Origin of the sequence: Bacteroides sp. 90-K9/2 (assembly GCF_047310725.1) — a bacterium.
GTDB lineage: Bacteria > Bacteroidota > Bacteroidia > Bacteroidales > Bacteroidaceae > Bacteroides > Bacteroides vicugnae.
The window spans coordinates 972349-985746 of record NZ_JBCGVL010000001.1; the positions used below are offsets into that span (position 1 = coordinate 972349).

At 39.5% G+C, this 13398-nt stretch carries 12 protein-coding genes and 2 pseudogenes; 8 read left to right on the top strand and 6 right to left on the bottom strand.

Features of this window, described 5'->3' with window-relative positions; translation table 11 throughout:
• Positions 1 to 15: 15 nt before the first annotated feature.
• From AAHJ11_RS03790 to AAHJ11_RS03805, 4 genes are all read right to left on the bottom strand, one after another.
• A complete protein-coding gene (locus AAHJ11_RS03790) occupies positions 16 to 1149 on the bottom strand; it encodes a chain-length determining protein (protein WP_148365875.1) in 1134 nt (377 codons plus the stop codon).
• A 12-nt stretch (positions 1150 to 1161) separates the two neighbouring features.
• On the bottom strand, positions 1162 to 3576 hold the full coding sequence (locus AAHJ11_RS03795) for an SLBB domain-containing protein (RefSeq protein WP_297284971.1): 2415 nt from the start codon (positions 3574 to 3576) through the stop codon (positions 1162 to 1164).
• A 22-nt stretch (positions 3577 to 3598) separates the two neighbouring features.
• Positions 3599 to 4180, bottom strand: coding sequence for a UpxY family transcription antiterminator (locus AAHJ11_RS03800; protein ID WP_148367954.1), 582 nt, complete (start codon positions 4178 to 4180; stop codon positions 3599 to 3601).
• A 352-nt stretch (positions 4181 to 4532) separates the two neighbouring features.
• A complete protein-coding gene (locus AAHJ11_RS03805) occupies positions 4533 to 5483 on the bottom strand; it encodes a tyrosine-type DNA invertase cluster 3b (RefSeq protein WP_297284972.1) in 951 nt (316 codons plus the stop codon).
• 135 nt (positions 5484 to 5618) lie between these two features.
• Between AAHJ11_RS03805 and AAHJ11_RS03810 the strand changes: the two genes are divergently transcribed.
• The 3 genes from AAHJ11_RS03810 (at position 5619) to AAHJ11_RS03820 (ending at position 7366) form a co-directional block, all read left to right on the top strand.
• The gene (locus AAHJ11_RS03810) at positions 5619 to 6020 is read left to right on the top strand and encodes a DUF4119 family protein (RefSeq protein ID WP_148367956.1); all 402 of its coding nucleotides are present in this window, start codon (positions 5619 to 5621) and stop codon (positions 6018 to 6020) included.
• Positions 6021 to 6221: 201 nt separating this feature from the next.
• Positions 6222 to 6566, top strand: a complete 345-nt coding sequence (locus AAHJ11_RS03815) for an SH3 beta-barrel fold-containing protein (RefSeq protein ID WP_148367957.1) — start codon at positions 6222 to 6224, stop codon at positions 6564 to 6566.
• Positions 6567 to 6589: 23 nt separating this feature from the next.
• Complete coding sequence (locus tag AAHJ11_RS03820; protein WP_148367958.1) at positions 6590 to 7366, top strand: DUF4373 domain-containing protein; 777 nt, start codon at positions 6590 to 6592, stop codon at positions 7364 to 7366.
• Between the two features lie 72 nt (positions 7367 to 7438).
• Here the strand turns inward: AAHJ11_RS03820 and AAHJ11_RS03825 are convergent, their stop codons facing one another.
• Positions 7439 to 8617 (bottom strand): heparin lyase I family protein, encoded by a 1179-nt coding sequence (locus AAHJ11_RS03825; RefSeq protein ID WP_148367959.1) that lies wholly within the window; start codon positions 8615 to 8617, stop codon positions 7439 to 7441.
• A gap of 123 nt (positions 8618 to 8740) precedes the next feature.
• A complete protein-coding gene (locus AAHJ11_RS03830) occupies positions 8741 to 9292 on the bottom strand; it encodes a DUF4738 domain-containing protein (protein WP_148367960.1) in 552 nt (183 codons plus the stop codon).
• A 145-nt stretch (positions 9293 to 9437) separates the two neighbouring features.
• Between AAHJ11_RS03830 and AAHJ11_RS03835 the strand changes: the two genes are divergently transcribed.
• The 5 genes and pseudogenes from AAHJ11_RS03835 to AAHJ11_RS03855 all read left to right on the top strand — a co-directional run.
• Positions 9438 to 10742, top strand: a complete 1305-nt coding sequence (locus AAHJ11_RS03835) for an AAA family ATPase (protein WP_148367961.1) — start codon at positions 9438 to 9440, stop codon at positions 10740 to 10742.
• A 6-nt stretch (positions 10743 to 10748) separates the two neighbouring features.
• Entirely contained in the window at positions 10749 to 11579 is an 831-nt protein-coding gene (locus AAHJ11_RS03840) for a hypothetical protein (RefSeq protein WP_148367962.1), read from the top strand.
• Positions 11580 to 11631: 52 nt separating this feature from the next.
• Positions 11632 to 11943, top strand: a pseudogene (locus AAHJ11_RS03845) (two-component regulator propeller domain-containing protein); the annotation flags it as partial.
• Positions 11939 to 12031, top strand: a complete 93-nt coding sequence (locus AAHJ11_RS03850) for an AraC family transcriptional regulator (protein ID WP_366045667.1) — start codon at positions 11939 to 11941, stop codon at positions 12029 to 12031. The pseudogene AAHJ11_RS03845 and the gene AAHJ11_RS03850, both read left to right, overlap by 5 nt.
• 115 nt (positions 12032 to 12146) lie before the next feature.
• Positions 12147 to 13278, top strand: a pseudogene (locus AAHJ11_RS03855) (cellulase family glycosylhydrolase); the annotation flags it as partial.
• Between the last annotated feature and the right edge of the window lie 120 nt (positions 13279 to 13398).

Sequence of the window (13398 nt, forward strand, 5' to 3'; positions counted from 1 at the left end):
TATTAAAGATTGATTTTAGGCACATACTTCTTTGAACTTATTCAGAAGATTTTTTCCGAATAAATTCCATAATACAACAAAACAAACTGATAGGAAAACAAAAGCTAAAACATATAACTTCCTACTAGTTCCTGAAGGATATAATGGCACTACCGCAGGCTCTACAACTGCAAATACAGGCTTTTCCTCCTGAACTTTGGCTCTAGCGATCTGAAGCTGACTGGCAACCTGACTATATACCTGATAAGCAAGACTCACATCATTTTGTAAACGTTCCTGTTCAGTACGAACACTCTGCAAAATGATATTATCATGAGAATCCATATAATCGGCGTATTTTTTCTGTGCTTCATAATATTCCTGCTGACGTTCTTTAAACAATTTCTCCAGATAGAGACAATCCTCTTTTGCCTTGAAAGTACGATAGTCTATTATGTATTCCTGCAATTTCTTCACTACAGAATCGGCTACGACTGCAGCAACTTTAGGATCCTGAAAAGTTGCAGTTACGGAAGTCATAGATGTTTTCTTATCTACAGAAGCAGTTATCATTTTCTTTAGAATTTCAATCTTCATAGACTCCATCTTAGATAATTCAATTGTACCCTGATTCGCTTTACCGAAAGATGTAATTTCATCTTCCTCAGTAAACAAGGAATTTACTCCACCAATTACCATTCCAGGAAACCCGATTACATAGCTCCACCAAGGAGAAGACTCTTCATCTAAATAAGTTTCCAATGTCATAACTTCATTTTTCGATACAGGTATTTTCATTGTGAAAAGTTCCAATAAGAAAGGAGTGGAAGATACAATATCAGCAGATAAGGAAGCATTCAATGCATCAGTACCATCTCCCATAGAAACGTCACTTCCTAAAAAAGAGGCTGCTAAACCAGATAGACCACCACCTTTAGCACTTCCCATCTCTGGAGAAAGAGTCACTTCAACCGTGTACTGTTTAGGAATACTGATTGCTATAATAACGCCAATTACCAAACCAATGCCAGCAGCTTTATAAATTTTCTCACGAATGCTTATAACCTTACGAAGAAGATCCATCAGATCGATTTCAATCTCCTCATCATTGTGAATATTCTGTTGTTGTTTTATTTCTTTTTCAGACGCATGTTCCATCAGAGTAGCCATAAAAGGGATTCGTTATTTCTTTATTAAGTTAGCAATAGAGGCAACCATCATTCCCAAAGTACTGAAGGTAGTAGCATAACCTAAGATATTTCCAATATTAGTTTTCTTCTTAGCTTTACTAGGCACAATTATCTCACAACCTGGTTCAATCTGTTTCTTACCACTACCTTTAACCTTCGTTACCTGACCATTCATATAAACGATGAATTTCTTACTCTTCTTCGCATTTTCAGAATAACCTCCCGCTTGATTCAGATAATAATCTATATTCTTTCCTTCCATATAAGAAACTGTATTCGGGACCATTACAGCGCCATTAATCGTAACCGTATTATTATTTTTTGGAATAGAAATCACATCACCCTCACGCAAGACAATATCTACTGTACTTCCAGGGTTAGCCAATGCCTTTTCCAAGTCAATACCAACACTAAAGGTATCTTCCACACGAACACCCAAAGAATCCATCATAGCCTCACCCAATTGTCTGCTCATCAAACGGATTACATCACCCATGCGTTTCTTTTCGCTCGCATTAGCCACACGAGTCAATTTGGCACCACGTAAGTAGGCATAATTCGTTGCACCTCCCGCTTTATTGATTAAGTCCGAAAGACGTTCTTCACGGCTGGTCATAGCATAAGAACCTCCGAACAGAATTTCACCTTCAACAACTACATTCTGTTGAGCCTGATAACCCGGACTACGACGTACATAAACTTCATCATAAGGTTGAAGGACAAAGCCGGGAGTTCCATCTACAATAAAACCTTCTTTCAGGGAGAATGTATATATCTGGCCGATAGTATCGTTGTCTACTGTACTACGAGGATTTTTAATTCTACGGGATACATCTACACGGACTACAGAAGCGGCTTCACGCAATCCACCTGCTTGAATAATCAAGTCTTCAAGGGTCATGTTATCCGCATAAGGATAAGAATCCGGTTTGGCTACCTCACCATGGATTACGACATTGCCTCTGTCTTCCAGGTCATGAATACTCGGAATATAAAGGATATCGTTTCTCATCAGAATGATGTTTTGGGAAGTACCGTCCATGATAGCTTTAATGTCTACTGGAACAACTTCGGTAGTCAAGTCCTCACGCTGGCGGTAGAGAACAGCACGGTTTAAGAAGGCATCACCAGTCAGGCCTTGAGCTTCGTTTACCAGTTCACGGACTGTATTCAGTTTTCCATTCAGCTGGTAGATGCCGGGACGATAAACGGCTCCACGGATTTCAAGTTTATTGATGAAGCGGTTAAGGATGGCTTCGGCGGTCACAACATCACCGTTTCGCATTTTATAGACACTATAGTCAAGGTCTTTGACCGTGTTTACTTCATATTCCTGTCCGTTCTGGCGTACGACGCGTAAGGAACGGGTGTAGGCGTCGGCTTCAAAGCCACCGGCATAGCTGATAAGAGTGGATAGACTCTCATCCTTTTTCATTTCGAAACGCATTGGGCGTTTCACTTTTCCGTCGATCTTAACCAATACGTCATAGGCGGGGACAATCACTACATCGCCTTCCTGAAGCCGGATGTCATCCTGAATGTTTCCTTTCATGATAAATTGGTAGACGTCGATCGTGGCGATATTTTTGCCGTTACGTACCAGCTGCACATTGCGAAGGCTTCCTATGTCACTGACTCCACCCGCACGGTAAAGTGCATGGAAAACTGTGGCAAAAGAAGAGAGGGAGTAAGTGCCCGGTTGGACAACCTCACCCATTACATTGATCTGGATAGTACGTATGCTACCCAAAGTCAGACGGATGTCAGAGGTGGGATCATTCGTATTATTAAGACCATTATATATCTTGTTTAATGTCTTTTTGAGATAGTCGTTGGCTTCAGCAATGGTTAGTCCGTTCAGGTTGACAGGACCTATTTTCTGAATGTTGATCGTGCCGTCAGGAGAAATATGCTGACGGATAGTGTTCTGGCTGGCTCCCCAGATGTCGATAATCACTTCATCACCGGGACCCAGACGATAGCTTAAAGGAGTGGCGATGTTGACGCTGGGTTCAAAAGTCAGATTACGGGTGTTGAAGATGTTTCGTCCGAAAACCTGGTTGCCACGTGCGAGGTCTTGAGTGCTCGGGTGGTCTTCCAGCATATCGGAAGTATTTTCTTTCATTTCCTCACGCAGGCGTGATTCATTGACATCGGTACCTGTTGCATTGGAAGCATTGACATTGTTTTGCTGCTCATATAGTTGCTTCACACGCGTTGCCTGTTCTTTGGTCACACCTCTACGTGCCAGTTCGGAGGCTAGTTGTTTCTGTTCTTTACCCTGGCGGATGCCATCCTTTACATATTCAAGAACTTGGGAGTCGCTCATGCTTTGAGCCATTAAAGGAGAAAAAACTCCCAGTATCAAAAATAGAAGAAAAGTACGAAAAAGCGTTTGTATTTTCATCGATCAATTCAAATTAGAAAAATTAGCCCACATGAATGTCTGCAGATTCAACATAACCAATAGGCATATCTACACAGGCACAGCCAAGCATATTCAACCGAACTGCAATCTTACTTTTACCATCAACACTGACCAATTCACCAACCAGTCCAGTCAAAGGTCCTTTCACAACACGAACTTTTTCGCCACGTGCCAAAGGAGAGCTATTCATACAAATAGCTTCTTCTGAATAATCAAGCATAAAACGGAAACGAGCCATCTGTTCATCAGGAATCACTGCCGGAGTACTTTCTCCACGCATCACCATATAACGGCTCACTGTAGAAAAGCTTAGAACTTCTTTACGTTCAGATGGATCAGCATGAACAAATACCATCATTGGAAGAAGAACAGATTCAACCATCTTACGACGGTCGCTCCATTGATGAATTTCCTGCTGAACGGGAACAAAAGAATCAATTCCCATCTTAGATAAACGCTCGGCAACTTTCTTCTCGTGATGCATTCGAACGAGTGCTACATACCAGCGTTTTGAGTGTGCTACGCCTTCCCCTGTCCCACTACTAGACCCGGCATTTACTGATTTCGGTTTTGTTAAAATCATACTTTTTTACCCCATGTTATTCCGTTACTTCTTAGGTAACAGACAATATATACACGAAACGCATACTACAGTGAGAATAGAAATCACACACATGACAAAGGCGTATAAAATGGAAAAGCCTAATATTCAATAGGAAAACTATTGAATTAGGCAATGAAAAAGTATAGAGCATGGAAATAAGATTATTTCATGTTCAGACAATTTTTTGCTCTATGTTTTAGATAAAACGAAAAAAAGTGGAAGAATATTTGCTTACTATTCGTGTTTTTGCCTATCTTTGCGTCAAATTTAAGTTCTGTTACCTAAGAAGTAACACACATATTTTACTTCTGATTATCAATATTTTATATATCTACCATCTGTCTACACAACAGTTCCTCACGTAAGATAAATTCCCTTTATTTACCTCTGTACGTTCTTTAAGCCCGAAGCCTTTTAAATAGATTTGTGTGGTTTTTATAGATTTGTGTCCCAATGATTCACTAATCATTTCAATCGATACTCCCCGATACTTCGCGGTCGTTGCCCAAGAATGGCGAAGTGTGTAAGAAGTGACAGGAGATTTCAAACGTAAAGCTCTCGCTAAGTCTTTTAAACGGTTGTTGAATCGACGAAGGGCAGACTGGTATTCCCGATAAGCCCTTTCATCCGTCCGTTTCTTATCACTACTAAGAATATCAAACAAATAATCCGGAGAATCAGGATGAGAATCCTGATTACTACGAAGCCGGTTAATCATTTCCTTTGCAGTATCAAGTATTTCCACACTCATCGGAGTTTTGGTCTTGATACGGTTATACCGTAACACATTCTGATCTAAAGCTGATTTCTCCAGATGAGCTAAATCCGCGAATGACATTCCACAGAATTGAAACATCAGGGCAGCAATAGCCTGCGTTCGACGCAAACGCTCCGATTTGGGATCCTCATACAGAAGTCTACGTAATTCACCGATAGGCAAAGCTTTCTTTTGGCGAACATCTACTCCCGTATAAACATCATGAAACAACCGAGGCACATAAGGTGCACTACCCGCTTCTACTCCCCGGTTATAAATACTACGAAGCATACGCATATACGTAGAAATCGTATTAGGCTTCAAACCACACTCATAAAGATACTGCCCGTAACGTCGTAAACGTTCGCGGGTGACCTGTCGGAACGACACATGGGACGTGCCACAAAATTTGCTAAAAGAGAAAATAGCATTCTTATAGACATGCGCTGTAGAATGCCTCCCTTCCTTCCGCAAACGACCGATGTAGAACTCTGCACATCGGCTAAATCCATTTTTGTTCATCATTTGCATCACTAGTTATTTTATATATATACCATTTGGCAAGCGGCAAAAAAACAAATCTTTTTGCATACCTGACACGTACTTACCAGATGTAGTCTTATTTTTCATCATTTTTAACTTTGTTAAAATCAGCAAATTATGGCTAGTAAAAAAACAAATCACAGAGAGTCTAAAACACAAGTAAAAAACGGTGCTCAAAACCAGAAAAAAGAGGGAAGAGCACATCAGAAAGGGGAAATTATCAGTAGGGATGAACTAGAAAAAAGAGGCGGGCTCACCGGAGATCCAACAGCTTTGCTGGCGGTATACCTACACAAGTTTGAGGAAGGAGAAACTCATGTCAACTACTCCAAAAAACTCAAAGATTTAGCTGAACATATCTATGAGAAAGAAATATTATACATACCCAAGCATGGAGGTTATAAGCTAATGGAAGTCAGCAGTATAGAAACAGAATTATCTGTTATCAGAAGAGCCAAACGGGAACAGTTGGAAGAGGAAGAAAGACAGACGAAAGAGAAAGTATCAAACAGGTATTGACAAAAATAATTGTGCAGGTAAAATGCAAGCTCTACTTTTGACGCCGTTTTAAGCCGGCTAAAAACAGAGAATTATATCCCAGAAAAATAGTGACGCTATCCGGTTGAGATGGCGTCACTATATCCCCCATATAGCGTCACTATCTTTCAGGAAGTATTCTCACTTCACTAAACACGCATTTTTAATTTTAATTATTTTTCAATGAAAAGAAAAATCGACAAAAGCAAGATTGCATCTTGCAAATTAGTATGGAAAAAACGTATTGTATCCGAAAAAGGATTCTCGGAAAAATATGCTGAAAGAATAGTGCAAAAGTGCATAGAATTGATAGAACGCATGCAGTATGGAAATGCCATGATAGCTTTTTATAAACAAGACGGCACATTCTGCATGGAACAAGGCACGTTGGTAGGATACGAAAAAGTCTTTCATCGAGAGTATCAAAACACGCCAAGGCAAGAGTCCATCGTCTATTGGAGTACAGAACAACATGCATGGAGAAGATTTATGATTGGAAACCTGCTCGAATGGAAAGCGATTGTGTAATTTACAATAAAAAAGATTGAATAATGAGTATGATTAACAAAGGGATACCTTATTTCCCGACACCTGCAAACTTTTTCGATGAAGAAGTCATGGAATTATTAGAAGCCAAATATGGAATGTTAGCCTCTTACATCGTATTGAGATTACTTTGCAAAATCTATAAAGAAGGGTATTATATCTCTTGGGGAAAAGAACAAAGTCTGATTTTTATCCGTAAAATTGGTGGAGGAATCAAAGAGGATATGATGGAAAAAATTGTTGAACTATTGCTGGAAAAGGGATTCTTTCATAAAGAGACTTACGACCGGTATGGAGTTTTGACTTCGAAACAAATTCAAAAAGTCTGGCTGGAAGCTACGGTACGCAGGAAAATTGATTTCTCTCAATTACCTTATTTGTTAGATAGCAAACCAAAAAACGGGAAACAAAAAGAGGATACGAACCCGGAAAATGTAGACATTTTATCGACTCAAGAAGAGTTGAGTTCAGAAAATGCAGACATTTCCCGACAAACTAAACTAAACCAAACTAAACTAAATCATGAAGAAGAAGAAAACAACGTTGTTTCGATTGAAATTCCGGGGTATGCCTACAATCTGGCTACACACAACATAGCAGGATTGATGGAGAGCCTGAACAACCATAAAGTGACTGACCAGAAAGAGAAACAAACGATTCTCCGGCTATCGGATTATGGCAGAAAAGGCACGCAGATATGGAAACTACTTTCAAATACGTCATGGAGCAAAATTGGAGCACCAGGAAAGTATATCATTGCTGCGCTGACAAATAAACGGTAAAAGCACTAAAAAAATATCCGGATGCCCACAAAAGGACACCCGGATATCACTCTCTTTTTACCTTCTGACTAATTACCTTTCTGAATAGTTTGTCAGATTGTAACATACCGGCTTAGTGCTATTACCTACACGGTAGATACCGAACTTGAAGTAATAACCATCATCGTCGTTACGTCCAATCATGATTTTTTCATTGTCTACAATGTGTTTACTAACCTTTTTCCCTTTTTCCTGATAGTCCATCTGCACATCAAGCATGCCCGGTTTTACAATCGTTTCCGCCTCTTTGCCATAAACTGTCCAGTCAATATGAATGCGGAATGTAATCCAGCAGTCTTTCGGAAAATCGGCATAAGGCATTTTGTAAGCAATGGTCGATGCTTTATAGTCTGATGTTACAGGTTTCATAATCGGTGTTTTTTCGGGATTTGCGTTGCAACGGTCATCTTTATCCGTCAGCCACTTACGGTCGGAATTTGCTTTGATATAGAACCATCCACCGGAGAACCCGAACGCCAATGGAGGATAGCCTCCTTGTTCCACGAGCCATCCGTTAGCCTTTCCGGCCTGATATACAGGATTTCCTTGCTTGTCTTTTAACGGGTTACCTTGTTTATCCAGCTTGGCTACTTTCTCGTGCCCTTCATTCTTTTTGAAAATCGTAGTCTTTTCCAGTTCAACGAACTCGTCAATCGTCAGTTTTTTCACTTCACCCTGTGGAGTCTGTACCAATGTACGATCCGGCATTCCATGCCATTGAGCAAAAATTGTCGAGACATCGCTACCCAATGAAGAAGGAATATATACGGAAAACTCATAGTCGCGGGAAGCTCCTTGCGGACAAATGCCTTTCCCATGATGATATACGGTTTTAGTGATCTGCGCTTTCTGATAAACATCGGCAGGCAGACCTTTGAAATCATCGGAAGTTGCATAACAATAAGAGAATTCCGCACGCCCTTTTGTTTCCCCTTTGGCATATCCTGACAGGGTGTTATCATCTTCCTTCAATTCAAAACGATAAGAAGGTTTACCATTGAACAGACGTGTAAAGTCGCGTTGAATTGCATGAGACTTTTTAGTCCCTACTGCTACCCAGCAATCGTCTATAATTTGATTGACGCGTGCCGAATCCGCCTGCACATTTACCCGTTCGGTAAGCGGAACCAATGTTTGTGTATCTTTGGTTTGAGCGGTCAGTGCCGTACATCCTACTGCTACCACACAGATAGCAAAAATGTTTTTCTTCATTCTATTCGGTATTAAGTTTGTTGACGGTGCAAAAATACGAAAGGCAACCCCATCGGCTGCCTTTCTTTTGTCTCAAATGTTTTCACATTTGTGCAATTTTACTGTCAACACCCGCCTACAAGCCTAATTGGGCGCTTCGTCGTTATAATCTTCTTCAAGCATATCCACTTTCTGTATACTCATTTTTCCATCAGCGGTGACCGTTATGGAAAGCGGCATATATAAATCTGTCTGCGGATAACAAACACTCGCAGCGTAGACAATTCCCTGCGGAGTAGTCTTGTCATATACAATGCCTTCCAATATGGACTTAGACAGGAAGTTCGCATCGACTACCGATGAAAAATCATTCTTGGTAAAGGTCCTGTTCAACACGGTTTCGTTACCACGCGTCAGGTGCAACACTATTTTATTGTCGACATAGGTATCTCCCATCTCGTTTGTCACATGGGGCAGATTTTCATCCGGAGTACGCGAAACGAGGGAATGATAATCTTTTCCCTTAAACTTAAAGTCGGTTTCGCTCTTAGACGTCTGCATACGCTGCAATCCGTGAGCATCCACACTATCCATCATTGCCAGTGTCGACTTATTATCTGAAGATCCTTTTTTACCGCCACATGCACTCACAGCCACTGCCAACGGCAATAAAAGCCAATAAATTAGTTTTCTCATATGTAAGTTTTCTGTTTATAAATAGATAGCAAAGGAACAAAAAGAGCGGGATATTTACAAGTGTAACCGACATTTTTCCTACATTTGCGAATGTAATACAGAAGATAATTAATACCAAACGTCCTATTGGATAACTATTTTAACCATGAAACTAAAAAAAGTACATTTGAGTAATTACCGTAACTTCAAAGACTATCAGATAGAATTCGGAGCAAAAACTACCATTTTTATCGGTAAGAATGGCATGGGTAAAACTAACATTATATCAGCATTAAAACAGTCGTTGAGTTTTATCTTCTCCAAAAAGAAAGATGAACCTCAATACGAATTTATTGCAAGTTCTAAGCAATTGGTGAAAGGATTTGCTGTAACCGATGCCAGATACTGCAATGAGGGTCCGTATGGTTATGATTATAAATATCCGGTATCAATAGAGACAACAGCTTCATTGAATAAAGAAACTATCAATTGGCATTTTTATAGCGAATATGCGAAATCAGGAGTAGATAAAAAGTTATTTCAAGAAGCCAAAAGTATATTTTGGAATCATTATCTATCAGAAAAATCACAATTTCCAGTATTAGCATTCTTTTCAGATTCATATCCTCATATCAAAACAAATATCGGAAAAGATATGCAGGAGATGCTTGATTCCAATAAGGAATTGCCCAAGAATATAGCATTTTTTAATTGGGATGAAGAAAAAAATTGTACGGAGATATGGGTACAGTATTTCACCATGCAATGGAAAAATCATAAATTTAAAGAGGATCAAGAGAAAGAAGACTATATAGATGCTATTACCCAAAAGATGAAACAATTCTCATTGCCGATACATGAGGATTTATCCACTCCCGAACTAGAATTGGATACTCTGGAAATAGAAGCACGCGGAAAGAACGATATATTGATCATGTCTTTTAAAAATGGCGATCGTATTCCGTTCGAACAACTACCACAAGGCTACAAACGTATCTTCTCTATTGTCTTTGACATAGCTAACAGAAGTTACATATTGAATCATAACTGTGATCCTTCAGGTGTTGTTTTTATCGATGAGATTGAACTGCATCTGCACCCTTCGATAGCACAAGAAATATTGGAACGTTTACAAAAGTCATTCCCCAATATACAGTTTATCGTATCAACTCACTCACCATTAGTAATCACCAACTTCAAACAGGATGGTGAGAACATACTTTATAGGCTGTACAAAGATGACGATGATTACAAAAACGAGCGTGTGGAAAACTTATATGGAGTGGACTATAATTCCGGATTGCGTTATTCAATGGATACTCCAGAACGTGAAACATTTGTCCGTGATCTTATTGAAGCTTATGGATATTGGAAAGAAGCGGACAATGAAGATATGATGGATAAATTAAAAGAAAAGATCAAGGAGGCAGTGGGTGTGTCAAGTCATCTTTATCAGTCGCTTTTTGAATAATACATCATGGAATATATTGATAAAACAAAATTAAGAGACGAGGGAGAGGCCATTATTGACGCTTTTTTAGAACGACTACAAGAAGCTGGAAAATATCCGGATGATCTGTATGAAGCATTTAAAAGTGATAAAGACGAAAACGGCGAATACTCTAAAGATAAACTGATAAAGGTTTTATTGACAGAACAAGAAAATCGTTGTTGTTACTGCATGAAGAAGCTCAACCAAGAGAAAGATGAGATAACATTAGAACATCTAATCCTAAACAGCATCACAGAACGCAGAAAATATAATGAGTATTTAAAAAGATACACAGTCTTGAATGCTAAAGTCTGCCTGGCTAAAGATTTCATCGATAAAAATGAAACAAACACGCCACCTTATCCACATACAGTTGCTTATGAAAATCTGGCAGCCTCATGTAATGGAAAACTCTTTTCGAGAACTGAAAAAATCGTTCAGTGTTGTAATCTGAAGAGAGAGAATAAATATATGGAGCCGATCGTTTTGTACGACACTATTCATGATGAGTTCGAATATACGGCTAATGGTTATACAATTTGGAAAAATGAAACTGCCATGTTTCCTACCACTTCTATATTAGGATTAAATGCTCCTGTTTTAAGAATGATAAGAAGGATATGGTTATATGCAAAAGATAATCAGATAGATCTAGAAAAAACAGATAGACAAAAAGTATTATTCGAACTTTTAGGTGAGTTTACGGACAAAGAGTTTGCTGAGACCAATAATCTTGAGATTCTATCCAACTTTCTGAATGACGGATATTGGAAACTGTTATTAAAATACAGTTATTTTGGTTCAAGCAAAGTTTAAGTCCTGACATACAGATAATAATTATAAGCAATAATGCCACATGTGCTAACGGATTAGATGGATTCTTTTACTCATTTATATATACTGTATCTGCTATGATGTATATGGGCAAAAAGTAAATTATCAGCAATTCGACAACGTCTATCTCGGGACCGAAGCTTCGGTGATCAGTTGCTTCCTGCAAAACACCATCTATTCCATCATTCAGACAAAGGACAATCAAATTTATATAGGTACTTACAACGGACTTTATGTATACCAGAATGACAAAGAACCTTTGCAGCATATCATTCACGATTCACGCAATATCCAGTCATTAACCAACAATATTATCTGGAACATATTCTCGGATCAGGGACATAGTAGGCTTTTCCAATCATTTTTATTTCTCCAAATGTTTTCAGGCAGAATTCGGAAAAACGCCACGTCAATACCTGAATGAAGAGTTGTAGAGGCATTTTGAGGCATTTCGTCCTATTCTTATCCTTATATGTCCAATCTGTGCTTTTATTGAAATTACTAATAATTTACCTTTGTTGCTGTCAATAAACCGATAAATTTGATTGCATGAAAAGACTGTTGATCCTTACCTTTATTTGTTTAATATCCGTCTTTGTCAAAGTGCAGGGCAAATCATCCTCTACACCTATTATATATAGATGGCAATGGGGTAATGCGTTGGAGTGACACCCGCCAGGAGGCTTCCTTTTTCGGTGTTAATTATACGCTGTCTTCCGCCCATGCTTACCGTGCCATTGGATATTTGGGACTAGACCGCAAAGCTGCCGTAGATAAAGATGTATATCATATTTCCCGTTTGGGGCTAAATGCTTACCGTATTCATTTATGGGATGTGGAACTAACAGACGAACAAGGAAATCTCCTCGAAAACGAGCATCTCGACCTGATGGACTATCTGATAACCAAACTCAAAGAGCGCAATATCCATATTGTGATTACCGCACAGACTAACTTTGGAAACGGATATCCCGAACGAAACATATAAACGGGCGGTTTCTCCTATCAATATGATAAATGCGATATGCACTCCCATCCGGAAGCTATCGTTGCACAAGAAACCTATCTTCATGGTTTGGTAAAGCACGTCAATCCATATACGGGGTTAGCTTACAAAGACGACCCTTCCATCGTAGGATTCGAGATCAATAATGAACCTTGTCATTCCGGTACGAAGGAAGAGGTAAAAGTCTATATCAACCGGATGCTGAAAGCGATCAATAAAACAGGAAACCGCAAACCTGTATTCGATCGGACTGGTATCCGGACAGACACAGCAGGGAAATTTCCTTCCCTATATAGACCGCTATGATATTCCCTTTTCCGATAGGTGCTTATTTCATGGATTGCTTCGAAGCGGGAGTCTGGAGACTGGAAGTGATGCCGGACGCGGTAGTAGTGAACGATCCGTTTGCTAAACCGTCTTGTCTGCCGGGGCAACAGCACTCGCACTTATCCCACAGGAAATTCCGGTTACAGGAATCCATCATCGGGAATAAAGGGAAATCCACTGGACTGGAATTATACTTCCGGAGCCTATTGGACTACTCGTGTTGTTGCCTCAGATAATGCGATACCACTATTGACTATTACGGATGCAGATAGCCGGATAGAAGCATACACGCTTCCCGAATGGAATGATCTCCAACGTACTTTGGTTGATTCTTCTCCGGTGGAAAGGCTATCACAAAGGCTTGTTTGACGATACCGGTAAACCCACTAACGCATTTAATGCTTTCAAGAGATAAGATTATTGAATCATTTTTTATAACTTTACCCCGAATCCAAAATATTTTATACC